Source organism: Amycolatopsis dendrobii, from assembly GCF_014145675.1.
In the GTDB taxonomy this organism is placed as follows: Bacteria; Actinomycetota; Actinomycetes; order Mycobacteriales; family Pseudonocardiaceae; genus Amycolatopsis; species Amycolatopsis dendrobii.
The window spans coordinates 52,533-77,048 of the sequence record NZ_JACGZW010000004.1 but is presented as its reverse complement, the minus strand read 5'-3'; the positions used below and the strand labels follow the sequence as shown (position 1 = coordinate 77,048).

Sequence of the window (24,516 nt, the reverse complement as noted above, 5' to 3'; positions counted from 1 at the left end):
TTACGAGAACGGCGGGGGCCGATGTCCACAATGGACAGTGCCCCCGCCGGTCTCACGCACTCACTTGCCGGTGATCTCGTGGTACTTCTTCTCGAGGTCCTCGAGCCCGCCGATACCCAGGAACGCCTGCTCCGGGTAGTGGTCGAAGTCGCCCTTGGTGATGCGGTCGAACGACTCGATGGTCTCGGCCAGCGGCACCGTGGAGCCCGGGATCTGCGTGAAGGCCTCGGCCACCAGCATGTTCTGGGACAGGAACCGCTCGATCCGGCGCGCCCGCTGCACGGTGAGCTTGTCCTCTTCGGGAAGCTCGTCCATGCCGAAGATCGCGATGATGTCCTGCAGCTCCTTGTACTTCTGCAGGATCCGGATGACCTCGGAGGCGACGCGGTAGTGGTCCTCGCCGACGATCGCCGGGTCGAGGATGGTCGACGTCGACGCCAGCGGGTCCACCGCCGGGAAGATGCCCTTCTGGAACACGCCGCGGGAAAGCTCCGTGGTGGCGTCCAGGTGGGCGAACGTCGTCGCCGGGGCCGGGTCGGTGTAGTCGTCCGCGGGCACGTAGATCGCCTGCATCGAGGTGATCGAACGACCCCGGGTCGAGGTGATCCGCTCCTGCAGCTGGCCCATCTCGTCCGCCAGCGTCGGCTGGTAGCCCACGGCCGAAGGCATGCGGCCCAGCAGGGTTGACACCTCGGAACCGGCCTGGGTGAACCGGAAGATGTTGTCGATGAACAGCAGCACGTCCTGGTTCTGGACGTCGCGGAAGTACTCCGCCATGGTCAGCGCGGACAGCGCGACGCGCATACGCGTGCCCGGCGGCTCGTCCATCTGGCCGAACACGAGGGCGGTGTCGTTGATGACGCCGTCCTCGGACATCTCCAGGAAGAGGTCGTTGCCCTCACGGGTGCGCTCGCCGACGCCGGCGAACACCGAGGTACCGCCGAAGTTCCGGGCGACACGGGTGATCATTTCCTTGATCAGCACCGTCTTGCCCACGCCCGCGCCGCCGAACAGGCCGATCTTGCCGCCCTGCACGTACGGGGTCAGCAGGTCGACGACCTTCAGGCCGGTTTCCAGCATCTCCGTCTTGCCCTCGAGCTGGTCGAAGGCGGGCGGGTTGCGGTGGATGCCCCAGCGCTCGAGGTCGTCGCCGTAGCCCGGCACGTCGAGGCACTCGCCGAGCGCGTTGTAGACGTGGCCCTTGACCTTGTCGCCCACCGGCACGGTGATCGGGCCGCCGGTGTCGGTGACCTCCGCGCCGCGGACGAGACCGTCCTGCGGCTGCAGCGAAATCGTGCGCACCAGGTTGTCGCCGAGGTGGCTCGCGACCTCGAGGGTCACCGTCTTGCGCAGCTGCTCGAACTCGATCTCGACCTTGAGCGCGTTGAACTGGTCTGGGATGGAACCGCGCGGGAACTCGACGTCGACGACCGACCCGGTCACCGAGACGATGCGCCCCTTGGCGCGCGGGGCTTCAGTACTGGTCATCAGTCATCACTTCCTGCTGCGGTGAGCGCGTTCGCGCCACCGACGATTTCGGAGATCTCCTGGGTGATCTGCGCCTGCCGGGCCTGGTTCGCCTCCCGCGTCAGCGTGTTCACCAGTTCGTTCGCGTTGTCCGAAGCGGCCTTCATCGCCGTGCGGCGCGCCGCCAGCTCGGACGCCGCCGACTCCAGCAGCGCGGCGTAGAGCCGGGTGTTGATGTACTTCGGCAGCAGCGCGGAGAGCAGCTTGTCGGCGCTCGGCTCGAACTCGTAGCTCGGCAGCAGGCCGGCGGGCTTCTCGTCCTCGCCCTCGGAGTACTCGACCTCGAGCGGCGCGACGCGCTTGGCCACCGGCCGCTGCGTCAGCATCGACACGAACTCGGTGTAGACGACGTGGACCTCGTCCACCCCGTCGGAACCGTCGCCCTCGCCCGCGGACGTGCCGGCGAGGAACCGGTTCACCAGCGTCTCGCCCGCCTCGACCGCGTCGGTGTAGGACGGCCGGTCGGAGAACCCGGTCCAGCTGCTGACGACCTCGCGGCCGCGGAAGCGGTAGTAGCCGAGCCCCTTGTTGCCGGTCACGTAGACCTCGGGCTCCTTGCCCTCCGACCGCAGCAGCGCGAGGAGTTCCTCGGTCGCCCGGAGCACGTTGGAGTTGTAACCGCCGCACTGCCCCTTGTCGCTGGTCACGACGAGCACCGCGACCCGCTTCGGGTTCGCGCGCTCGACCAGCATCGGGTGGTCGAGATTGGCCGCCGCGCCGGCCAGCGCGGAGAGGACCTTGGTGATCTCCTCCGCGTACGGCCGGGAAGCGGTGACCTTCGCCCGCGCCTTGCTGATCCGGGCGGTGGCGGTGAGCTCCATCGCCTTGGTGATCTTGCTGATCGACTTCGTCGCCTTGATGCGAGAGCGAAGCTCCCGGAGTTGTGCGGCCATCGGCTACCAGCTCACTTCTTCGGAGCGGGCTTGTTGACCTTGACGGTCTCCTGCCCGACCTTCTCGGCGTCCATCGCGTCGGCGTTCGACTCGAGCGGCTTGCCCTCGGAGGTGGTGAACTCCTTCTTGAACTCGTTCACCGCCGCGATCAGCGCGTCGCGGGTGTCGTCCTCGAACTTGCCGGTGTCGCGGATCGCGCCCAGCACCTCGGGGTGCTTGCGCCGCGTCGACTCGAGCAGCTCCTGGTTGAACCGGCGCACGTCCTCGGTCGGGACCGAGTCGTAGTAGCCGCCCGTGCCCAGGAACACCGTGGCGACCTGCTCCTCGATCGGGACCGGGGAGTACTGCGGCTGCTTGAGCACCTCGTACAGCCGGGCGCCGCGCTCGAGCTGCGCCTTCGACGCGTCGTCGAGGTCCGAGGCGAAGGCGGCGAACGCCTCCAGCTCGCGGTACTGCGACAGGTCGATGCGGAGCGAACCCGAAACGTTCTTCATCGCCTTGACCTGCGCGGCACCGCCGACTCGGGACACCGAGATGCCCACGTCGATGGCCGGGCGCTGGCCCGAGTTGAAGAGGTCCGACTGGAAGAAGCACTGGCCGTCGGTGATCGAGATGACGTTCGTCGGGATGTAGGCCGACACGTCGTTCGCCTTGGTCTCGATGATCGGCAGGCCGGTCAGCGAGCCGGCGCCCAGCTCGTCCGAGAGCTTCGCGCAGCGCTCGAGGAGACGGGAGTGCAAGTAGAAGACGTCGCCGGGGAACGCCTCGCGGCCCGGCGGGCGGCGCAGCAGCAGCGAGATCGCGCGGTAGGCGTCCGCCTGCTTGGTCAGGTCGTCGAACACGATGAGGACGTGCTTGCCCTCGTACATCCAGTGCTGGCCGATGGCCGAGCCGGTGTAGGGGGCGATCCACTTGAAGCCCGCCGAGTCCGAGGCCGGGGCCGCGACGATGGTGGTGTACTCCATCGCGCCCGCGTCCTCGAGCGCCGTCTTCACCGAGGCGATCGTGGAGCCCTTCTGGCCGACCGCGACGTAGATGCAGCGAACCTGCTTCTTCGGGTCGCCGGTCTCCCAGTTGGCCTTCTGGTTGATGATCGTGTCCACCGCGACCGCGGTCTTGCCGGTCTTGCGGTCGCCGATGATCAGCTGGCGCTGGCCGCGGCCGATCGGGGTCATCGAGTCGATCGCGGTGATGCCCGTCTGCAGCGGCTCGGTCACCGGCTGGCGCTCGACCACCGAGGCGGCCTTGAGCTCCAGGGCGCGGCGGCCGGAGGTCTCGATCTCGCCGAGGCCGTCGATGGCCTGGCCGAGAGGGTTGACCACGCGGCCGAGGTAGCCGTCGCCGACCGGCACCGAGAGGACCTGGCCGGTCCGCTTGACCTGCTGGCCTTCTTCGACGCTCTCGAAGTCGCCGAGGATCGCGGCGCCGATCTCGCGCGCGTCCAGGTTCAGCGCCACGCCCAGCACGCCGCCCGGGAACTCGAGCAGCTCGTTGGCCATGGCCGAGGGCAGCCCCTCGACGTGGGCGATGCCGTCGCCGGCGTCGGCGACGACGCCGACCTCTTCCCGCTCCACCGAAGGGGCGTAACTCGAGACGTAATTCTCGATCGCGTGGGCGATCTCGTCCGAGGAGATCGTCAGCTCCGCCATTTCGTTCCCGCTCTCGCTTCTGTTCTGTCCAGTGTGCAAAGTCTGTTGTGCCGCTCAGGCCCGGCTCAGCGTGCGGCGCACCGCCGCCAGCTGCCCGGAGGTGCTGCCGTCGATGACCTCGTCCCCGACGCGGACGACGAGTCCGCCGCCGAGTGCCGGGTCGATCTCGACGTGCAGCGCGATCGGCCGCCCGTAGATGCCGTCGAGCTTGGTCCCGAGGAGGGTCCGCTGCTCGTCGGTGAGCGCGTTCGCCGAGGTCACGTACGCGACCGAGCGCTCGCGCCGCTCGGCGGCCAGCGCGACCAGCTTGTCGAGCGCGTTGCCGACGCCGCGCCCCTTGGCGCGCCGCACGGCCTGCTCGACCAGGGTCTCGACGACCGCGTCGACCTTGTCCGCGAACAGCCCGCGGACCAGGGTCCGCTTCGCGTCGGCGGGAGCGCTCAGGTCGGACAGCGCCGCCTCGAGTTCCGGGGCGCCCGCGACGATCCGCGCGACCTGGAACAGCTGAGACTCGACGGTTTCGATGTTCCCGGCCTTTTCGGCGGCGGTGAGCAGCGCCGAACGGCCGACCGACTCGAGCCCGTCCACCAGCTCGCGGGGACTGGACCAGCGGCTGCCCGCCACGGTGTCGAGCACCTTCAGGGCCTGCTCGCTCAGCTTTCCGTCGAACAGGCGGCGGACCAGGCCCTGGCGGCTCTCCGGAGCGACCGAAGAATCGCCGACCGCTCGGCGCAGGCCGATTTCGCGGTCAAGGAGGTCGACGACCGAGAGCAGCTCGTCCCCGACCTTCGCGGGATCGGCGCCCGCTCCGGCCAGCACCTCGCCGAGCGAGCGCTCGGCGAGGTCGAGCGCTTCACGGCTCGCAGCATGCAGCGTCATCTCTGGTTACTTCCCCGCTCCGTTAGTGGCCCCGGCGGTGTCCAGCTCCGCGAGGAACCGGTCGACGGTGCCGCGACGGCGCGCCTCGTCCTCGAGCGACTCGCCGACGATGCGGCCGGCCAGCTCGACCGCGTTGCGGCCCATTTCGGCCCGCAGCTCGGCGACGATCTGCGCCTTCTGCGCCTGCAGCTGGGCGTGGCCCTGCGCCACGATCCGCTGGGATTCGGCCTCGGCCTGCTCCCGCAGCTCCGCCTTGATCTGCTCGGCTTCGAGCCGGGCGTCGTCGCGGATCTTCGCGGCTTCGGAACGAGCGTCCGCCAGCTGCGCCTTGTACTCCGACAGCGCCTTCTCGGCCTCTGCCTGAGCCTTCTCGGCCCTCTCGATGCCGCCTTCGATCTTCTGCGCCCGCTCCTCGTACGCCTTCTCGAAACGAGGAACGACGTACTTCTTGAGGATGAACAGCAGGATCAGGAAGGCGACGATGCCGAGGATCACTTCCGGCCACGCCGGAACGATCGGGTTCTCTGATGCGAGTACCGCTTCGGTCTTCAGCACAACGTCTCCTTACGCGAGAGCGGACGACTCAGGCGGAGGCGATGAAGTAGATGACGATACCGATCAGGGCCAGCACCTCGGTGAGCACGAAGGTGGCGTAACCGATGCCCTGGAGCTTGCTCTGGGCCTCCGGCTGGCGCGCGGTGCCGTTGATCACCGCGGCGAAGATCAGGCCCACACCGATGCCGGGGCCGATCGCGCCCAGGCCGTAGCCGATCGCGGCGAGGCCCTTGTTGATGCTGACGGCTTCGGCGGCCTGCTGGGCCAGAACGATGTTGCTCACGTGCGTTTCCCTTCACTTCGGTCCGCGCACTCACGCGGATCGGGGTCTTTAGGTGTTCTCAGTGCTCCGACGCCAGCGCGGCGCCGATGTACCCCGCGGACAGCAGGGCGAAGATGTACGCCTGGAGGCACTGGATGAAGGCTTCCAGGAACGTCAGGCCGATGGCGAAGATCCACGCCACCAGCGACACCGGCTTCAGCGCGATGCTCGAGGTCTCGGTCAGCAGGAAGCTGCCGCCGAGGGTGAAGACCGCCAGGATCAGGTGTCCCGCGAACATGGCGGCGAAAACACGGATGGCGAGCGTGAGCGGGTTCAGGAAGAACTTCTCCGCGAACTCGATCAGCGCGTACAGCGGAAGCACCGCGCCGGGGACGCCGGCCGGAGCGAGTTCCTTCTTGAAGTACCCGCCGAGCCCGTGCTTCTTGATCCCGACGTAGTGGTACATCGGGTAGACCACGAGCACCGACAACGCGATCGGGAACCCGAACCGCGCCATGGTGGGGAACTGCAGGAACGGGATGACCCCGTAGAGGTTGTTCAGCAGGATGAAGGTGAACAACGCGAAGATCACCGGCACGAAGCGCTGGAAGTCTTTCGAGCCGATCTGCTCGCGGGCGATGTTGTTGCGCGCGAAGTCGTAGATGCCCTCGGCCACGAACTGGCCCTTGGTCGGGACGGTCTTCAGCTTGCGCGTCGCCAGCAGGAAGTACCCCGCGATGATGATCACCGAGATGACCACCAGAAGCATCGGCTTCGTGACGAAGCCGAACAACGGCGGCAGCTCAAAGCTTTCGGCGCCAGGGGGCGCGAAGGTCGCACCCTCGGTCAGTACCAGCGCGGCCACTGGGCTCCTCCCGGTTCTCCCGGCCGGCGTTCACTCCGCCGGGGGAATCGTCACGATCTGGACTTAACGTACCCGATACGCATCGGGACGCCGGAGGCGGCGGTACCCACCGTGCGGGAGCCAGTAAGCCGGTCCGCGCACGAGGGAGGTCTCGCGTGAACACTGCCCTGCGGTCTACTTCGGACCAGCCGTTGAGAGAGGCGGAACCATCCGGTCGCCACACTGCTGATCGCGGTTCGTCGTCGGGAGTGCGCGGCCGAGGCCGCCACCCATGACGCGGACCATACCAGCAGGTCAATCACTGCCGTACAGGCGTACTCCTTACCAGCCGAACGGTCCAGGACCTAGGTCCCGGATCCGGCTGGGACCCTTGTCCCGAACCCGTCAATTCGAGGCGGGAATGATGGTCGGGATACGCGCTTTGCGGAATGTCGCGAACTCCACGGCGGCCGCCACGAGAATGGCGACGATCATCGTGATCCCGAGCGAAAGCGGGTGCAGCACGGTGACGCCCTTGAGCAGAGTGAGCGCGAGGAACAGGAGGATGACCTTCGCCGCGTAACCGCCGAGAGCGATGAGCATCACCAGCGACGGGTCCTGTCCGGCGGATACCTTCATCATGCCCAGCGTGGACAGCGAGGCGACCATCGCCAGCACGCCGCCGACCAGTGCGCCGAGGAAGCCGTGCAGTCCGTTGAGGACGGTGAAAAGCACAATGCAGACCAGGATGAACGGCGGGGTGTAGAGCAGCGAGGCGCGCGTCATGGAGCGCGCGAGCTGGCGCACCGGAGCGGCGTGCGGGTTCTCCGGAGCTTTGGCCTGAGCCGGTGCCTGGGACGTCTCGGGCGTCTCGGTGTCGCTCACTGCAATCGCTCCTCGTTCGGTTCGACCCGCCAGTATAGACCGCCCGCGGACTCAGACGCCGTGGCGGTGCCGGGAACGCAGTCGCGGCACCAGGGAAACCAGCACCGCGACCACGAGTGCGGCGCCAATCGCCCAGAACACGACCGGGCTGTCGAAAATCGTGATAGAGACCGCTCCGAAAGAGAGAATTCCGGCCCACAAATAGATCAGCAGCACCGCGCGGCGTTGCGAATGGCCGATTTCCAGCAGCCGGTGGTGCAGATGCATTTTGTCGGCGGCGAACGGGCTCTGCCCGCGCCGCGTGCGCCGGACGACGGCCATCACGAGGTCGAGCACCGGCACGAAAAGCACGGCCACGACGACCACCAGCGGGGACAGCAGGGCGAGCGCGTCCGATGCGGAGAACCGGGTGTAGTTGACTCGTCCGCTCGCCGAGGTGGTGGCCCCGGCGAGCATCAGCCCGATCATCATCGATCCGGAGTCGCCCATGAAAATTTTGGCGGGCTGGAAGTTGTACGGAAGGAAACCGAGACAGGCCCCGGCGAGCGCGGCCGCGATGAGCGCGGGCGGGTACGCGCCGAAGTCGCCGCCCGCGTTGTCGAGCAGGCCGAACGAGAACACGCAGGTGGCCGCCGCGGCGATGAAGCCGAGCCCGCCCGCCAGCCCGTCGAGGCCGTCGACGAAGTTCATCGCGTTGACCATCACCACGACCATGACGACGGTCAGCAGCGCGCCCTGGTTCTTGTCCAGCACCAGCACCGAGCCGATGGAATCGCCGTTGCCGCCCCACGGCACCCAGAACGACACCCACTGCACGCCGAAGATGACGAGGATGCCGGCGCACATGACCTGCCCGGCGAGCTTCGTCCACGCGTCGAGTTCGAACCGGTCGTCCAGGATGCCGATGAGCGAGATGACGCCCGCCGCGAGCAGCACGCCGACCGCGTCGTAGGAGACGTCGAAACCGTGGCTGAGCGCGGGAAGCTGGTGCGCGAGGCCCATCGCGGCGGCGATCCCGAGGTAGATGCCGACGCCGCCCATCCGCGGGATCGGCTTGACGTGCACGTCGCGCGCGCGAGGGTTGGCGATCGCGCCGATCCGGATGGCCACGCGCCGCACGACGCCGGTCAGCAGATAGGTCACCGCGGTCGCGGTCAGCGCGACGAGCAGGTACTCCCGGATCGGGAGAAGTCCTTGGACTACAGGCATGACCGCGTCACGCCCGCCGGGAGGTCGGAGTCACCGCGCCACGCTACCGCGCCCGCGTGCGGCCCCGGCGAACGGCAGTCACTTCCCCGGCTCAGTCCAGCGTCTCCTCGGCGACGCCGATCACCTCGGCGATGGCGGCCTTGGTGACCGCTCCCTCGCGCAGCACGAGCGGCTTGTCGCCGGTCAGGTCCACGATGGACGACGCCACGGTTTCCCCGCTCGATCCGCCGTCGAGGTACACCGACACCGAATCGCCGAGCTGCTCCTGCGCGTCCTCGACGGTCGAAGCGGGCGAACGCCCGGAGACGTTCGCGCTCGACACCGCCATCGGGCCGACGTCGCGGAGCAACTCGAGCGCGACCGGGTGCAGCGGCATCCGCAGCATCACCGTGCCGCGGGAGTTGCCGAGATTCCACTGCAGACTCGGCGCGTGCGGCAGCACGATCGACAGATCGCCCGGCCAGAACGCCTCGATGAGCGCCCGCGCCTGCGGCGGAACGCCGAGCACCAGACCGTCCACAGTGGACCAAGACCCGACGAGAACGCCGACCGGCATGTCCGGGCCGCGGTTCTTCGCCCGCAGCAACGCCTGGACGGCTCCGGAGTCGAACGCGTCGGCGCCGATGCCGTACACCGTGTCCGTCGGCAGGACGACCAGCCGGCTCGACCGCACCGCGGCGGCCGCCGCGGACAGGCCTTCGGCTCGGGATTCGCGCTTGCCGCAGTCGTAGACCGCACTCATGCCGGGAAGCCTATCCCCCGGCGGCCGGGTTCTCGGGGCGGCCCGAGACTGGACGGGCCGCGGCAAACACCGTCGAGGTACGTGAGGAGAACCCTCGCGGAATCAGGTTCCATCAGGGTTCCCCTCACGGACAGTCCTCGGTCAGGCGCCGTAGGTGGCCTGCTTCACCGCGAACACGTTGCGGTTCCCCTTGCCCTCCTGCAGCGACCACAGCAGGTCCGCGTCCTTCGGGTCCTCCCAGTACGAGATGCTCTCCCCGCTGCTCACCCAGGCGTGCGTGGCCGGGCCCGCGGTCGGGGTCCAGTAGTAGAGCTGCTTCGCCGCAGAGGAGTTGAACCACCAGCGGCCGTTGTGGGAGGCGACGCCGTTGAGGTTGTACCAGGGCAGCTTCAGCGCCTGGCTCGCCGTCGTCGAGGCGGCGAACGTCGTCGCTCCCGAGGCGAACGGGAAGCGCACCGCGCGCGGGGCGCGGTTCGGGTAGTCGGTGCAGTCGGCCTTGCAGGTGTACTCGGTCATCACGATCGACTTGCTGACCCGGTCCAGCGAGATGCTCGACCAGGCCAGGTTCGTGCCGGACGTCGTGTGCGCGGCGACCGTGCCCACCTGCGGCAGGACGTAGCGGTAGTTGTGCGCGTAGTACTGGCCGCCGGACTGGCCGATCTGGTCCGCCGTTCCGCCCGAGTTGACCTCGAGGATCTTGCGCATGTCGAAGACCCGCATGCCGCCGCCGGTGTCGGCGACGTAGAGGTAGTCGCCGTACCAGGAGACGCCGCCCGCGTGGATCGGGATGTCCTTGTAGTTCGGCGAGGCGTTCGTGCCGGTCGGTTCGACGAGCAGGATCTTGCGGTACTTGTTCGGGTACGTCGCGTCCCAGTCGGCGAGCGTGATCCGGCTGCGGACCTGCTTGCCGCCGCAGGCATCGCGCGTGTACCAGCTGACCGCGACGAGCTGGTGCCCGTCGTAGTTCCCGCCGTTGTCGCCGCCGACCGCGTCGCGGCTGGTGGTGATGCCCTGCGGGTAGTTGGTGCAGTCGTCGTTGTCGCCGTCGTCGAACCGGAATCCGCCGGTGAGGCCGGCCGGGTTGAAGGTCGAGGGCAGCGGTTTGCGGTCGTGGTTCGCGTTGTCCATGACGGTGTGCACCGGCACCGTGTGCAGCTTCGACGCGAGGCCGGAGTAGACCGCGTCGTACTTGTGGTAATCCGAGGTCAGCGTGTATTCGCCGGCCGGAAGGGTGGTCGGTCCGGCCGCGGCGGACGCGCTGGTCGCGCTCGCGGTGAGCGCGCTGGCAGCGATGAGCACAGCCGCGCAGCCGGCGGTGATGCGATGACGCAAGAACATGACTCCCCCAGAAGTCTGATTGTTCGGCCGCCCCAAGGTAGGGGGTCGCTCGGTGGAGGGCAACCCAGTGGAAAGGCGCCATCCGCCGTTCGGGCGGATGGCGCCTTTCCTTGGCTCAGAACCCGATCGCGGTGCAGGCCGTCGTCGTGGTCTTCGCCGGGTCGGCGATCGATGTCGCGGTCAGCCGCACGCGAGCAGTGTGCGGCGCGCCTGCCGAGCGTTTCGCGTACGCCTGGATTTGCGTCGAGCCGCCGAATTTGGCGGTGGCCAACGCGTTCGGGAGCCGGACCTCCCAGCCGCGGGTGTCCGTGGACGCGGTCAGCCGGTAGGTGTCCTGGTCGTACGGGGCTGCCGCGCCGCGTGCCGAACCCTGGTTCGACAGGCGGAAGTCGCAGGTAGCGAGGCCGCCGCGGGTGAACGCGGGCAGGGCGGGCCACAACCACGCGCCGCGCGTCTGCGGTCCGGCGCCGTCGAGCGACGCGACGGTGACTGTGTACGACAGCACGCCGCGGCTGTCCCGGTCGAGGTCGGTGACGAGGAACCGCAACCGGTTGGCCTCGTCGGTGTACTCGTAACCGCTGGAGGCACCAGTGCCCGCCTTGAACGTGGCGTCGTTGAGCTGCCGGTAGTCGCCGACGGTGATCTTGACCGGAGTGCCGTCCGGGCGGACGTAGTCGGTCAGATTGATGTCCTGCGGGTTCGCGTCGACGATCCATTCGAACGGCGCGGCGTCGCGGCTCTTGGTCTTCGCCAGGAGGACGCCGGAGTCCGGGGCGAACGAGTCCGAACCCATCCGGTCGACGACCTCGACGCTGTAGTGGTCGTACCCGCCGCCGTCACACTTCGGGTCCTTCGCCGGATCGCACTTGGGTGAACGGTCACCGCCGGTGAGCGCGATCGTGATGCCCGCGTACGCGCCCTGCTGCGGCACCGCCTCCCGGGCGGTCACGCGAGCGGTGACCGGACCGGTCGTGGCGAGCTGGTTGCGGTCGAGGTTCAGGACGGACTTCGGATCGACGATGCCGAGCTTGAGTTTGTTGCGCAGCATGTGGTGCGCGCCCATCGAACCGCCTTCGGTGGCCGGGATCTGCCAGCGCGTGTGCGGGCCGCCGGGGCCGTTGAAACTGCCGCGCGACAACATTTCCCACGGTCCGGTGTAAGACCGCCGGGGCGGATCGCCGAATGGGTTGTTGTAGTTGTCGCCGATGCCCAGGATGTGGCTGAACTCGTGCGCGAACACGCCCTGGCCGGAGCTTTCCGCCTGCGTCGAGGATCCGTTGGCCGCGTTGGGCCAGATGGTCGACGCCGAGGCCCACGACGTCCACGGCACGTACCGCGTGTGCGCCCAGTTCTGCTCGCCCGGTTTGCTGCCCGGCGGGCCGAATTCGGCGGGCACGTTCTCCTTCGAGCCGAACTTCATCTCGCCGAATTCCTGCCACGTCGAGCTTTCGTCCTGTCCCGCGGAGAGGAAGAAGATGAAGTCGAACTGGTCGGCCACCGGACCGACGTCGGCGCGCCACGCGTCGCCCGCGTCCTTGCGCAGGTCCCGGGTGCAGTCGGCGTTCGCCGGGCAGTCCTGCGGCTGCATTTCCATGCCGTACTCGAAGGATCTGCCCGGCATCCGGTAGGGGCCGAACGCGGTGAGGTCGACGCCGAACCGGCCGCCGGAGTCCTCCATCCAGTACTCGTTGATGGTGTGGCCGTGGTTCAGGGTTTCGGGTTTGTTGAGGAAATCCTGGTAGTGCTGCGCGACTTTTTCGCGCGGCAGATTGCTCGCCGACGGCGACGGATTGCCGAAGACGGTCGAATGCGGCGGCTTCGTGACGACGAAGTCCGCGTCCGGGTAGTCGGCGAGCACGACGGCGCCCTTGAACTTGCGCACGGTCGGTTGCAGCGACGGGTCGGCCCAGTTCGTGCCGGGGACGTGACGATAGTCCTGCCAGGTCATGCTCGCCTGGTCGGCCCAGCGCGCGGAATCGAGCGGCGCGGGCCAGCCCTGGACGAGCGGATCGGCCGCGGCGGTCCCGGCGAGCAACGCGGGAGCCAGCGCCGCGACCGTCGCGACGACGGCGAGGCGACCGGCCCTCGTGCGGGTGGCCCCTGTGCGGGTGGTCCGGGTGCGGTGATTCCGGCGGGGTAAGGGGGATCTCATCCTCGCTCCTCACTTCTCCGCCGGTCCGCCCGGCGGTCCCGAGGCCTGACGCTAACGGTGATCGTTAGGCGAGCGAACGAAATCCACCCCGCTGCCGCACGACGAAAGTCGGGCAGGACGAGCGCAAAGGTGCGAATGGCGCAGTGCTGCCGGGTGAGTGGCGCCGCGGGAGGTCTGTGAAGGGCTCCTTGCGGGACCCAGATTCCGTCAGGGGTCCCCGCACGGACGCCCGCAGGTCATGCACACACGTCCGGGCAGGGGCGAGGGCCGTGAAGGGCTCCTTGCGGGAATCTAGGTCCCGCAAGGAGTCCCTCACGGACGCCCGCAGCCATGAAGGGGCCCCTCCCGCACGTCCGAGGCAGAGGCAAGAGCCGTGAGGGCCACCTTCAGGAACTCTCAATCCCCCAGAGTTCCCCTCACGAACAACCGCAAGCCATGAAGGGGCCCTTCACGGACCTGGATTCCCGCAAGGACTCCTTCACGGCCCCTGAGCGAACCTGAGCGAAGCGGGCCTCAGCCCAGCCGGCGAGCGGTGACGAACCGCGCTCTTCCGCTGTAGTCGGGATGGTCCTCCACCCCGGTCAGCACCCGGCGTGCCCGGACCAGCGCGGGCACGGCCGAACCGTGCGTGTCGTCGTGTTCGATCGCCAGTCCGCCGCCGGGGCGCAGCAACCGCGCGCCGGCCGCGATCGCGTGCCGGATCACTGCCAGGCCGCTTTCCTCCGCGAAGACCGCGCGGGCCGGGTCGTGTTCGCCGACCTCCGGGGGGACCGGCGTGCCCTCGGGCACGTACGGCGGGTTGCAGAGCACCAGGTCGACGAGACCGTCGAGTTCGGCGAACATCGTCGGGTCGGCGATGTCGCCGGAGTAGAGCCGGATCGGGGTATTGCCCGCCGCGGTGTGCACGTCGGCGTTGTGCCGGGCCCAGGCGAGCGCCTGCGGGTCGACGTCGACCGCGTAGACCACCGCGTCCGGGCGTTCGTGCGCGAGCGCCAGCGCCAGCGCGCCGGAGCCGGTGCACAGGTCGACCACCACCGGGTATTCGCGGCCCTGGAGGAACTTCACGCCCCATTCGAGCAGCAGTTCGGTTTCCGGGCGCGGGACGAATACGCCCGCGCCGACGTTGACTGTGATGTTGCCGAGCGCGGCCCATCCGGTCAGGTACTGCAGCGGGATCCGTTTCGCGCGCTGCGCGACCAGCTGGCCGATCGCGTCGATCACCGGCGGGTCGACCAGCGGCACCATCGGCAGCCTGCCCCGTTCGACGCCGAGCACGTGCGCGGCGATGAGATCCGCGTCCGACCGCGGCGATTCCACGCCCGCCTCGGTGAGGATCCGGGTGGCCTCCATGATGGCCAGGCGCAGCGGCTGCCGATTCACTGGTCGTCCTTCACTCGTCGAAACTGCCCCCGGCGGGGGTGCTGCCCAGCGTATCGACCCCCGGCCGCGCGGGCGTCACGCCTGGCCGAGATACCCGGACAGGACTTCGCGCCGCTGGGCGAGATCCCCGATCCGGCGGTCGACTTCGGCCAGTTCCCCGCGCAGCCTGCGCACCAGTTCGGGGCACAGGTCGAGATGCGCGGCGGGTCCGCTCGCGCAGTCGAGCATCCCGGCGATCATCTCCGTGGTCAGGCCCGCGGCCAGCAGTTTCCGGATCTGGCACACCCGGACGACGGCCTCCTCGTCATACACCCGGTACCCGCTCGTGTTGCGCGTCGAGGCCAGCAGCCCCTGTTCGCCGTAGTACCGCAGCAGCCGCGGCGCGACGCCGGTGCGCTGCGCGAGTTCGCCGATCAGCATCCGATTTTCCCCTGCTTCTGGCCTTCACACTGGTGTCAATCCTTAACGTCGCGAACATGACAGAACATTTCGCGCCCCTCGTCGCGGGACAAGGCCCCGGCCTGCTGCTCGCCCACGGCGCGGGCGGCGGCGTGACCGCCAATTTCGGGCCCCTGCTGGACGACCTCACCCGTACGCACACCGTGGTCGGAGCCGATTACCCGGTCGCGGGCGGCACGCTCGACGAACTGGCCGACGGACTGGTCGCGACTGCCGTCGATGCCGGAATCGAGAAGTTCACCGTGCTCGGCTACTCGCTCGGCACGGCCGTCGCGGTCCGCGTGGCCACCCGGCACCCCGAGCGCGTGAGCGGCCTCATCCTGACCGCGGGGTTCGCCCGGCCGGACGCGCGGATGGAGCTGGCGCTGGATCTGTGGGCGGAGCTACTGAAGGGCGACCGCATCCTGCTCGCCAAGTACCTGATGCTGACCGCCGTCAGCGAGCCTTTCCTCGCCACGCTGACGCCGGAGCAGCTCACCGCGGCGATCGCCGGGCTGGCCGAATCGGTGCCCGCAGGCACGGCGTACCAGGTCGAACTGGTGCGGAATACCGACACCCGGGCGGAACTGGCGTCGATCGCCGTCCCGACGCTGGTGATCGCCACGACGCTGGACTCCCTGGTGCCGCCGAGGCATTCGCAGGAGCTGGCCGACGGGATTCCCGGCGCGGAGCTGGCCGAAATCGCCTCCGGGCACGGCATCGGCGAGGAAGCGCCGGAAGCCTGGCTCACCGCTATTCGGAAGATGCTGTCATGAGCCGCCAGGTGGTCCTGCCGAACGAATCGCCCGACCTGACTCCGCGCCGCCTCGCCGAGCTAGCCCGGCTGGCCGAGGAACTGGGGTACGAATCCGTTTGGCTGCCGGATCACGTGCTGCCGCCGGAACCGTTCGGCGAGGTCTTCGGCGGCGTGTACGAACCGCTGGCGACGCTCGCCTACCTGGCCGCGGCGACCGAACGCGTGCAACTGGGCACGTCCGTGGTGATCGCGCCGCTGCGCGAACCGCATCTGCTGGCCAAACAGGCCGCGACGATCGACCGGCTGTCCGGGCACCGGCTGGTGCTGGGCGTCGGCGCGGGATGGAACGAGCCGGAGTTCGCGGAGATCGGCGCGGATTTCCCTCGCCGCGGTGCGACGCTGGACGAGACGCTTTCGTTGCTGGACCGGCTTTTCACCACTGGACGAGGCCGGTCCGGCGGCTATTTCGCGCCGCGGCCGGAGGGCCGGATCCCGATTCTGGTCGGCGGGAATTCGACGGTCGCGCTGCGCCGGGCGGTCCGCGCCGGGGACCAGTGGCTCAGCGCGGGTCTCTCGCCGGAGGCTTTCGCGGAACGGGTCGCGAAGCTGGACCAGCTCGATCCGGAGCGGCGCGTGCGGCGGATCGCCCGGCAGCAGTACGACGAAGAAACAGCCGTCGAGATCTACCGTGCGTACCGGGACGCCGGGGCGGACGCGGTGGCCGTGCATTTCGGGGATGACAAGGGATACGAGGAGCGGATGACAGCCTTCGCCGCGGCGACCTCGTGAGTGCCTGACCCGAGGAGAACCGCAGCCGCCGATTCCATTGTGGACGGACAGCGCGCCGCTCAGATTACTAGGGCTGGCACCGATTTCGGTGCGGGTCAGCCCGACTGAGCGGCGAGCCGCTCCTCGCGGTCGGCCGACGCCAGTGCGTCCAGCACCCCGTCCAGTTCCCCGTCCAGGACCTGGTCCAGGTTGTACGCCTTGTAGTTCACCCGGTGGTCGGAGATCCGGTTCTCCGGGAAGTTGTACGTCCGCACCCGCTCCGAGCGGTCGACCGTCCGGACCTGTGAACGGCGCGCGTCCGAGGCCTTCGCCGCCGCCTCTTCCTCGGCGACCTGCTGCAGCCGGGCCTGCAGCACCTGCAGCGCCCGCGCGCGGTTCTGGATCTGCGATTTCTCGTTCTGGCACGACACGACGATCCCGGTCGGCAGGTGGGTGATCCGCACCGCCGAGTCGGTGGTGTTGACGCTCTGCCCGCCGGGGCCAGAAGACCGGAACACGTCGATGCGCAGGTCGTTCGGGTCGATTTCGACCTCGACCTCTTCCGGTTCCGGGTAGATCAGCACGCCGGACGCCGACGTGTGGATGCGGCCCTGCGATTCGGTCGCGGGCACGCGCTGCACCCGGTGCACGCCGCCCTCGAACTTCAGCCTCGCCCAGACTCCTTCGACGTCCGCGGTCTTGCTCTTGAGCGACAGCGTGACGTCCTTGTAGCCGCCAAGGTCCGACTCGGTCGAGTCGAGCACCTCGGCCTTCCAGTTGTGCCGCTCGGCGTAGCGCAGGTACATCCGCAGCAGGTCGCCGGCGAACAGCGCGGATTCCTCGCCGCCTTCGCCGGATTTGATCTCCATGACGACGTCGGAGCCGTCGTACGGGTCGCGCGGCAGCAGCAGTTCGGTGAGTTTCGCTTCGAGCTGCGGGATTTTCGCCGTCAGCTCTTCGGCCTCGGCGGCGAACGCCGCGTCCTCGGCCGCGAGTTCCTTGGCCGCGGACAGGTCGTCGCGGGTCTGGTCCAGCTCGCGCACCGCGCGCACGACCGGGCTCAGCTCGGCGTAGCGGCGGCCCAGTTTGCGGGCCCTGGCCTGGTCGGCATGCACCGCGGGGTCGGCGAGCTGCTGTTCCAGCTGTGCGTGCTCGTCGAGCAGCCCCTTGAGCGAACTCGAATCCACTTCGCCGTCTCCCTCTCGCGAACAGGTCCGGACAGAACAACGGCGCCCACCCGGGCGTGCGGGTGGGCGCCGTCGAACGAGCTACTTGGCGTCGGTCTTCTGCCGCTTGCCGTAGCGCTTCTCGAACCGGGCGACCCGGCCACCGGTGTCCATGATCTTCTGCTTGCCGGTGTAGAAGGGGTGGCAGTTGGAGCAGATCTCGACGTGGATCTGACCCGACTCCTTCGTGCTGCGGGTGACGAAGCTGTTCCCGCAGTTGCACGTGACGGTCGTGGTCACGTATTCGGGGTGAATACCGCTCTTCATGGTGTCCTCTCTCGTTGGCCCCGGGTCCCCAGTACGGGGTGAACCGGTGCCGGACTTCAGCGGGTCATTCTGCCAGACGTGCTGGCAAGGGCTTCAACACACCCCGGTGACCAGGTATTCCGCCGCCGGTCGCGACCGTGGGTAGTGAAGGACATTCGCATTGTACGGATTTTGTACCCGCTGACGGGAAGCTGGCCGAGTTCGTGAATCGCTCACTTACTGGAGGTCCGGACATGCGCACGACCGACCTGCTCACCCGGCTCGCGAAGCCGGCCGCGGCGCTCGCGCTCGCCGCTTCCGCCGCGGTCTTCGCGCCTGCCGCGAATGCTTCCGGCGGAATCACCGCCGCGGACGTCAACCCCGCTGCCGGAACGTTCTCGGAGCTGTCCGAGGCGAATCTGACCGGGGCGGGCGACGGCACCCCGGCCGGCGCGGTCGCCTGGTACAAGGCGCACGCCGGAAGCACCGGGTGGGAGCACTACTGCGAGAAGGCCGCGGAGAATTCCTACGGCGTCACCGGGGTCTGGGCGTCCGCCAACGCACATTGGAACGGGGCCAGCCCTAAGCACACCAGCGGCAAGCCGCCCGCCGGTTCGTTCGTGTACTGGAACATCAGCGCGTACGGCCACGTCGGCATCGCGGACGGCAACGGCGGTTTCTACGCCACGAGCGTCGGCGGCAAGATCGGCCACGGCAGCTCCACGAGCTACTTCAACAACTACCGCGGCTGGACCCCGGCCGCCGTCCCCCGCCACTGAGTTTTCTGCCGCGCCACCTCCCCGGTGCGGCAGAAAAGTCCGTGAGGGGACCCTGGGGGACTCAGAGTCCGGGCAAGTTCCCCTCACGGACCTCCACCAACGCGAACCGGCCCGCCCCCGAAAACCATGGGGGCGGGCCGGTTCTGCGTCGAGGCGAGACTCAGTCGTCGTCTCCGCCGCCAAGGGCGGTCTTCGAGACCTGCATCAGGAATTCGATGTTGGTCTTCGTCTTGCGCAGCCGCGAGATCAGCAGGTCGATGGCCTGCTGCGAGTCCAGCGCGTGCAGCACGCGGTGCAGCTTGTGCGTGACGGCCAGCTCGTCCGGCGAGAGCAGCAGCTCTTCCTTGCGGGTGCCGGACGGGTTGACGTCCACCGCCGGGAACACGCGGCGCTCGGAGATCTTGCGGTCGAGCTTGAGCTCCGCGTTGCCGGTGCCCTTGAACTCCTCGAAGATCACCGTGTCCATCGTGGACCCGGTCTCCACCATCGCGGTCGCGAAGATGGTGAGCGAGCCGCCGTTCTCGATGTTGCGCGCGGCGCCGAGGAACCGCTTCGGCGGGTACAGCGCGGTCGAGTCGACACCACCGGACAGGATCCGGCCGGACGCGGGCGCGGCCAAGTTGTACGCGCGGCCGAGACGGGTGATCGAGTCGAGCAGGACGACCACGTCGTGGCCCATTTCGACCAGGCGCTTGGCCCGTTCGATGGACAGCTCGGCGACCGAGGTGTGGTCGGACGGCGGGCGGTCGAAGGTGGAGGCGATGACCTCGCCCTTCACCGACCGCTGCATGTCGGTGACCTCTTCCGGACGCTCGTCGACCAGCACGACCATGAGGTGGGCCTCAGGGTTGTTCGTGGTGATCGCGTTCGCGATGTCCTGCATGATCGTGGTCTTGCCGGCCTTGGGCGGGGACACGATCAGCGCACGCTGGCCCTTGCCGACCGGCATGATCAGGTCGATCACGCGGGTCGTGAGCTTGTGCGGCTCGGTCTCGAGGCGCAGCCGCTCGTTCGGGTACAGCGGGGTCAGCTTGGTGAAGTCGGGACGGCGCTTGGCCTCGTCCGGCTCCAGGCCGTTGATCGAGTCGACGCGCACCAGCGGGTTGAACTTCTGCCGCTGCTGCTCGCCCTCGCGCGGCTGGCGCACGACACCGGTGATCGCGTCGCCGCGGCGCAGGCCGAACTTGCGGACCAGCGACAGCGACACGTACACGTCGTTCGGCCCGGCCAGATAGCCCGAGGTGCGCACGAACGCGTAGTTGTCGAGCACGTCCAGGATGCCCGCGACCGGCAGCAGGACGTCGTCCTCGCGGATCTCGGTGTCCGGGGCGCCGCCTTCGCGCTGGCCGCCCCCGCTGCCCCGGCGGCGGCGGTCGCGGAAGCGGCGCCCGCGGCGGCCGCCTTCCTCGTCGTCGTCCTGGGGGCCGTTGTTCCGGTTGTCGCGGCTGTCCTGCTGGTTCCGCTGCCGGTTGTCCTGGCGGTCCTGCCGGTTGTCCTGGCCGCCGCGGTTGTCCCGGTTGCCGTCGCGGTTGTCGCGGCCGTTGTCGCGGTTGTCGCGGTTGCCGTCGCGATTGTCCCGGTTGCCGCCCTGGCGGTCGCCGCGCTGGTCGCGCTGGCCGTCGCCGCGGTTCGCGCCGCCGCGGCGGCGGCGGTTGCGGCCGCCCTCCTCGGACTGGCCCTCGGACTGGCCCTCGGAACGGTCGTGGCGCTCCGGGCGCTCCTGCGCGGCGGGCTTGCCGTCCTGCGCGGTCTCCGCCTTCGGGGCCTCGGCGCCGGCGGCCTTGGGGGCCTCCGCCTGGACCTGCTCGGCCTTCGGCTCCGCCTTGGGCGCCTCGGTCTTCGGAGCCTCGGCCGCCTTCGGCGCGTCGGCCTTGGCCCGGCGGGCGGGCTTCTCGGCCTTCTCCGCCTTGACCGGCTCGACGCCGTCGAGCGGCAGCGTGTCGGCCGGGACGGCGGCGCGCTTCTTGCTCTTGCCCTGGCGCTCGCGGATCGCGGCGATCAGGTCCCCTTTGCGCATGCCGGTGGTCTCGCCCACACCCAGTTCGCCCGCCAGCTGGCGGAGCTCGGCGATGACCATTCCGGACAGGCCCCCGGTGCGGCGCTTCGGAGCGGCCGCGGCCCCATTGGTCTCAGCGGCCGCGGCGGGGGTCTCCACGTCGCCGCTCAACAGATCGGTGTTGCTCACACATGTCCTTCCTGACCGATCCACGTTCCAGGTGGATCAGCGGACTGCCGCCGGTAGCGAGACGGCTTCTGCCTCCGATGCGGACGGCTCGCGCCCAGCCGTGCGAGACACAGCGAAGCGCCGCCAGCACAGGGTGTTTGCCCCCTCCGGACGGAGAAAGCGGAATTCGGCACCGCCGGAACCGGAAACCCGCCTGCGTCCCTCCGCGTCCCGCGTGCCGGGCGGTGCGGAATCGGCGGATCGACGAAGGATGCGGACCGGAGCCGCCGCTAGGGGCGAACAGGCCCGGCATCGGGTGCGGAAACGCACGGTGATCGAACGCCCCCGAGGGTAGACCGCGCCCTGTCCGCGTGCAACAACCACCCCCCGCGTGGCGCACGCTGCCGTCCAGCCTGTGACCAGGTCGTCACCTGGCCACAACCTGCACGCCATCGCGGTCCACGGGCAATTCGGCGACGTCGAAGCCGGTAACGTCCACGCCCGCGGGGAGTATTCCCGTCAGCGTGAGAGCGAGCACAGTCGGACCGGCCCCGGAAATGGCGGCGGGCACGCCGTGCGCACGCAGCGTGCGCACGAGTTCCGTGCTCGCCGGGTACGCCGCGGCGCGGTAATCCTGGTGCAACCGGTCCTCGGTGGCGGCCATCAGCAGTTCGGGCCGTTCGGTGGCCGCCAGCACGGCGAGCGCGGCCCGTCCCGCGCTGTGCGCCGCGTCGGCGTGCGGCACTTGCGCGGGCAGCAGGCCGCGCGTCGTGGTGGTGGACGACTTTTCCGCCGGTACCGCGACCACCGGCCGGATCGCCGGGTTCGGCTCCACGCGTTCGGCGCGGAACCGGCCGTCCTCGGACCACGCCACCACGAGCCCGCCGAACAGGCTCGCCGCCGCGTTGTCCGCGTGGCCTTCGAACTCGGCCGCGAGCTGGAGCGCGTCGGCGTCGAGCGGACGCTCCGCCAGTGCGTAGCCCAGCGCCACGCCGGTCACCACCGCGGCCGCCGACGACCCGAGGCCGCGCGCGTGCGGAATGCTGTTGTGGCAACGAAGATGCAGGCCGGGCGGCCGCACGTCGAGGTGTTCGCAGGCTCGCCGGAGCGCGCGGACCACCAGGTGGGATTCGTCGGTCGGCACGTCCTCGACGCCGCCCGCTCCCGCGTCGAGCACCTCGATCTTCAGCCCGCCCTCGGTGACCTGCAGTTCGACCACGTCGTAGCGGGACAGGGCAAGGCCGAGCGCGTCAAATCCCGGGCCGAGGTTCGCGCTCGACGCCGGGACCGTCGCACGGAACGCGCGCGGGGCCGTCACGACCGCGCCCCAATGTGGCATTGGGTGCATGCGACGCACCCAATGTGGCGTTCGGTGCATGAGACGCACCCAATGCCACATTGGGGCACTGTGGTCGGGGCGAGAGGCGAGCGGCTCATCGCAGGTCCAGCGCCGCCGCGACGGCCGTCGGGTCGACCGCGAGCGGTTCCACCTCGACGTTGCCCTCCAACGCAGTCGCCGGGTCCTTCAGGCCGTGCCCGGTGACCGTGCAAACCACCTTCGCGCCCTTCGGCAGCCGTCCGTCGGCCGCGGTGGCCAGCAGGCCGGCCACGCTCGTCGCGGACGCGGGCTCCACGAAGACGCCCTCGCGACGGGCCAGCAGCCGGTACGCCTCGAGGATCTTCTCGTCGGTGATCGCGTCGAACAGGCCGTCCGACTCGTCGCGCGCGGAGACCGCGCCCGCCCACGAAGCGGGGCTGCCGATGCGGATCGCGGTCGCGATGGTGTCCGGGTCGGAAACCGGTTCGCCGTGTACCAGCGGCGCGGCGCCCGCGGCCTGGAAACCGAACATCCGCGGGGTGTTCTTGACCACACCGTCGGCCGCGTACTCCGAATAGCCCTTCCAGTACGCGGTGATGTTGCCCGCGTTGCCCACCGGGAGGCAGTGCACGTCCGGAGCCTCGCCGAGGACGTCGCAGATCTCGAACGCCGCGGTCTTCTGCCCGGCGATGCGCACCGGGTTGACCGAGTTGACCAGCGTGACCGGATAGTCCGCCGCGGTCTTGCGGGCGAGTTCTAGGCAGTCGTCGAAGTTGCCGTCGACCTGGAGGATCCGCGCGCCGTGCAGCACCGCCTGGGCGAGCTTGCCCATCGCGATCTTGCCTTGGGGCACCAGCACCGCGCAGGTGAGCCCGGCCCGCGCGGCGTACGCGGCGGCCGAGGCCGAGGTGTTGCCGGTGGACGCGCAGATCACCGCTTTGAGGCCGCTCGCGAGCGCGTGCGTGATCGCCACGGTCATCCCGCGGTCCTTGAACGAGCCGGTCGGGTTCGCGCCCTCGACCTTCAGGTACACCTCGGCGCCGGTCAGCTCCGACAGGTGCGCGGCGGGCAGCAGCGGCGTGTTTCCCTCGCCGAGCGTGACCACGCGCGCCCCGTCGGGGACCGGAATCCGGTCGCGGTACGCCTCAATGATCCCCGGCCAGGAACTCATGCGTCTTCGCCTTCCACCCGCATCACGCTGACAACCTCGTGCACCACATCGAGTTTCGCGATTTCGTCCACAGTGGACTGCAAAGCCGCGTCGGGTGCGAGATGAGTGACCACGACGAGGCTCGCCGTGTCGTTCGCGTCGCGCTGGCGCACCGCGGCGATGCTCACGCCGTGCGCGGCGAACGCTTGCGCCACCTGGGCGAGCACACCCGCGCGATCCGCGACGTCGAGGCTCACGTGGTAGCGCGTCGGAGTCTGGCCCATCGGCCGCACCGGCAGCGCGGCGTGCGCCGATTCGCGCGGGCCGCGGCCGCCGTGCACCTGGTTGCGCGCCACCGCGACGAGGTCGCCGAGCACCGCGCTGGCGGTCGGCGCGCCGCCGGCGCCCTGGCCGTAGAACATCAATTCGCCCGCGGCGTCCGCTTCGACGTAGACCGCGTTGAACGCGCCGCCGACGCCGGCCAGCTGGTGGCTGCGCGGAATCATCACCGGATGCACGCGGGCGGACACCGATTCCGTGCCGTCGTCCGCGGTCACGCGTTCGCAGATCGCCAGCAGCTTCACCGTGCGGCCGAGCGTGCGCGCCGCGGCCAGATCGGACGCCGTGACGTCGGCGATGCCTTCGCGGTGCACGTCTTTCGCGGTGACCCGGGAGTGGAACGCCAGCGAGGCGAGGATCGCGGCCTTCGACGCGGCGTCGTAGCCGTCGACGTCCGCCGTCGGGTCCGCTTCGGCGTACCCGAGCCGGCTCGCCTCGTCGAGCGTTTCGGCGTAGCCCGCGCCAGTGGCGTCCATCGCGGAGAGGATGTAGTTGGTGGTGCCGTTGACGATCCCCATCACGCGGGTGATCCGGTCGCCTGCCAGCGATTCGCGCAGCGGGCGCAGCAGCGGGATGGCCCCGGCGACGGCGGCCTCGAAGTAGAGGTCCGCGCCGCTGGCGTCGGCCGCCTCGAACAGTTCGGCCGAATGCTCGGCGAGCAGCGCCTTGTTGGCGGTGACCACGGATTTGCCCGCGTTCAGCGCGGTCAGCAGCCAGCTGCGCACCGGGTCGATCCCGCCGACCAGTTCGACCACCACGTCGACGTCGTCGCGGGCCACGAGCGCCGCGGCGTCGTCGGTCAGCAGTTCGGCGGGCAGTTCCGGGTGCTTGTCCGGCCGCCGCACCGCGATGCCGGCCAGTTCCACCGGCGCTCCCGCGCGGGCCGCCAGCTCCCCGGCCTGTTCGGTGAGCAGGCGGGCGACCTCGCTGCCGACCGTGCCGCAGCCGAGCATCGCGACCCGGATGGGCGCGCGGCCGGCAGGAGACAGGCCTTTCGGAGACACTGTGGACACTTC

23 protein-coding genes are annotated in these 24,516 nt (G+C 69.4%); 3 read left to right on the top strand and 20 right to left on the bottom strand.

Features of this window, described 5'->3' with window-relative positions; translation table 11 throughout:
- Nucleotides 1–60: 60 nt before the first annotated feature.
- From atpD to H4281_RS12010, 14 genes are all read right to left on the bottom strand, one after another.
- On the bottom strand, nt 61–1,488 hold the full coding sequence (gene atpD, locus H4281_RS12075; RefSeq protein WP_182890979.1) for a F0F1 ATP synthase subunit beta: 1,428 nt from the start codon (nt 1,486–1,488) through the stop codon (nt 61–63).
- Complete coding sequence (locus H4281_RS12070) at nt 1,488–2,420, bottom strand: F0F1 ATP synthase subunit gamma (RefSeq protein ID WP_182890978.1); 933 nt, start codon at nt 2,418–2,420, stop codon at nt 1,488–1,490. The genes atpD and H4281_RS12070 overlap by 1 nt, the downstream gene beginning before the upstream one ends.
- Nucleotides 2,421–2,431: 11 nt before the next feature.
- A complete protein-coding gene (gene atpA / locus H4281_RS12065) occupies nt 2,432–4,069 on the bottom strand; it encodes a F0F1 ATP synthase subunit alpha (protein WP_182890977.1) in 1,638 nt (545 codons plus the stop codon).
- A gap of 54 nt (nt 4,070–4,123) precedes the next feature.
- On the bottom strand, nt 4,124–4,948 hold the full coding sequence (locus tag H4281_RS12060) for a F0F1 ATP synthase subunit delta (RefSeq protein WP_182890976.1): 825 nt from the start codon (nt 4,946–4,948) through the stop codon (nt 4,124–4,126).
- Nucleotides 4,949–4,954: 6 nt separating this feature from the next.
- Nucleotides 4,955–5,503 carry a F0F1 ATP synthase subunit B gene (locus tag H4281_RS12055; RefSeq protein ID WP_182890975.1) on the bottom strand — a complete coding sequence of 183 codons (549 nt, stop codon included), beginning with the start codon at nt 5,501–5,503 and terminating at the stop codon, nt 4,955–4,957.
- Between the two features lie 28 nt (nt 5,504–5,531).
- On the bottom strand, nt 5,532–5,786 hold the full coding sequence (locus tag H4281_RS12050) for an ATP synthase subunit C-like protein (RefSeq protein WP_037815373.1): 255 nt from the start codon (nt 5,784–5,786) through the stop codon (nt 5,532–5,534).
- A 58-nt stretch (nt 5,787–5,844) separates the two neighbouring features.
- Nucleotides 5,845–6,630, bottom strand: a complete 786-nt coding sequence (gene atpB, locus H4281_RS12045; protein WP_182890974.1) for a F0F1 ATP synthase subunit A — start codon at nt 6,628–6,630, stop codon at nt 5,845–5,847.
- A gap of 384 nt (nt 6,631–7,014) precedes the next feature.
- Nucleotides 7,015–7,494: a Cg1360 family ATP-synthase-associated protein gene (locus tag H4281_RS12040; protein WP_182890973.1), complete on the bottom strand. Its 480-nt coding sequence runs from the start codon at nt 7,492–7,494 to the stop codon at nt 7,015–7,017.
- Between the two features lie 51 nt (nt 7,495–7,545).
- Nucleotides 7,546–8,703 carry a glycosyltransferase family 4 protein gene (locus H4281_RS12035; protein WP_182890972.1) on the bottom strand — a complete coding sequence of 386 codons (1,158 nt, stop codon included), beginning with the start codon at nt 8,701–8,703 and terminating at the stop codon, nt 7,546–7,548.
- A gap of 91 nt (nt 8,704–8,794) precedes the next feature.
- Nucleotides 8,795–9,445 carry an L-threonylcarbamoyladenylate synthase gene (locus H4281_RS12030; RefSeq protein WP_037815380.1) on the bottom strand — a complete coding sequence of 217 codons (651 nt, stop codon included), beginning with the start codon at nt 9,443–9,445 and terminating at the stop codon, nt 8,795–8,797.
- A gap of 141 nt (nt 9,446–9,586) precedes the next feature.
- Nucleotides 9,587–10,783: a hypothetical protein gene (locus tag H4281_RS12025; protein WP_182890971.1), complete on the bottom strand. Its 1,197-nt coding sequence runs from the start codon at nt 10,781–10,783 to the stop codon at nt 9,587–9,589.
- Nucleotides 10,784–10,898: 115 nt separating this feature from the next.
- A complete protein-coding gene (locus H4281_RS12020) occupies nt 10,899–12,935 on the bottom strand; it encodes a M6 family metalloprotease domain-containing protein (RefSeq protein ID WP_246411747.1) in 2,037 nt (678 codons plus the stop codon).
- A gap of 513 nt (nt 12,936–13,448) precedes the next feature.
- Nucleotides 13,449–14,315 (bottom strand): peptide chain release factor N(5)-glutamine methyltransferase, encoded by an 867-nt coding sequence (prmC, locus tag H4281_RS12015; RefSeq protein ID WP_037815384.1) that lies wholly within the window; start codon nt 14,313–14,315, stop codon nt 13,449–13,451.
- Nucleotides 14,316–14,390: 75 nt separating this feature from the next.
- Nucleotides 14,391–14,735 carry a MerR family transcriptional regulator gene (locus H4281_RS12010; protein ID WP_182890970.1) on the bottom strand — a complete coding sequence of 115 codons (345 nt, stop codon included), beginning with the start codon at nt 14,733–14,735 and terminating at the stop codon, nt 14,391–14,393.
- Between the two features lie 56 nt (nt 14,736–14,791).
- On the opposite strand from H4281_RS12010, the gene H4281_RS12005 reads away from it, so the two are divergent.
- Together H4281_RS12005 and H4281_RS12000 are read left to right on the top strand one after the other, a co-directional pair.
- The gene (locus H4281_RS12005; protein ID WP_182890969.1) at nt 14,792–15,529 is read left to right on the top strand and encodes an alpha/beta fold hydrolase; all 738 of its coding nucleotides are present in this window, start codon (nt 14,792–14,794) and stop codon (nt 15,527–15,529) included.
- Nucleotides 15,526–16,299 carry a TIGR03619 family F420-dependent LLM class oxidoreductase gene (locus H4281_RS12000; protein WP_182890968.1) on the top strand — a complete coding sequence of 258 codons (774 nt, stop codon included), beginning with the start codon at nt 15,526–15,528 and terminating at the stop codon, nt 16,297–16,299. Before H4281_RS12005 ends, H4281_RS12000 begins: the two co-directional genes overlap by 4 nt.
- A gap of 95 nt (nt 16,300–16,394) precedes the next feature.
- Here the strand turns inward: H4281_RS12000 and prfA are convergent, their stop codons facing one another.
- A complete protein-coding gene (prfA, locus tag H4281_RS11995; RefSeq protein ID WP_182890967.1) occupies nt 16,395–17,465 on the bottom strand; it encodes a peptide chain release factor 1 in 1,071 nt (356 codons plus the stop codon).
- An 81-nt stretch (nt 17,466–17,546) separates the two neighbouring features.
- Entirely contained in the window at nt 17,547–17,771 is a 225-nt protein-coding gene (rpmE, locus tag H4281_RS11990) for a 50S ribosomal protein L31 (RefSeq protein WP_037364783.1), read from the bottom strand.
- Between the two features lie 233 nt (nt 17,772–18,004).
- Between rpmE and H4281_RS11985 the strand changes: the two genes are divergently transcribed.
- Complete coding sequence (locus H4281_RS11985; protein WP_037817404.1) at nt 18,005–18,529, top strand: hypothetical protein; 525 nt, start codon at nt 18,005–18,007, stop codon at nt 18,527–18,529.
- 160 nt (nt 18,530–18,689) lie between these two features.
- Here H4281_RS11985 and rho read toward each other — a convergent pair whose 3' ends face one another.
- The 4 genes from rho to H4281_RS11965 all read right to left on the bottom strand — a co-directional run bounded on the left by rho (nt 18,690) and on the right by H4281_RS11965 (nt 24,453).
- A complete protein-coding gene (gene rho / locus H4281_RS11980; protein WP_182890966.1) occupies nt 18,690–20,714 on the bottom strand; it encodes a transcription termination factor Rho in 2,025 nt (674 codons plus the stop codon).
- Nucleotides 20,715–21,120: 406 nt separating this feature from the next.
- On the bottom strand, nt 21,121–22,032 hold the full coding sequence (gene thrB, locus H4281_RS11975; protein ID WP_182890965.1) for a homoserine kinase: 912 nt from the start codon (nt 22,030–22,032) through the stop codon (nt 21,121–21,123).
- A 94-nt stretch (nt 22,033–22,126) separates the two neighbouring features.
- Nucleotides 22,127–23,182: a threonine synthase gene (gene thrC, locus H4281_RS11970; RefSeq protein ID WP_182890964.1), complete on the bottom strand. Its 1,056-nt coding sequence runs from the start codon at nt 23,180–23,182 to the stop codon at nt 22,127–22,129.
- A complete protein-coding gene (locus H4281_RS11965; RefSeq protein ID WP_220507190.1) occupies nt 23,179–24,453 on the bottom strand; it encodes a homoserine dehydrogenase in 1,275 nt (424 codons plus the stop codon). Before H4281_RS11965 ends, thrC begins: the two co-directional genes overlap by 4 nt.
- Nucleotides 24,454–24,516 lie beyond the last annotated feature (63 nt).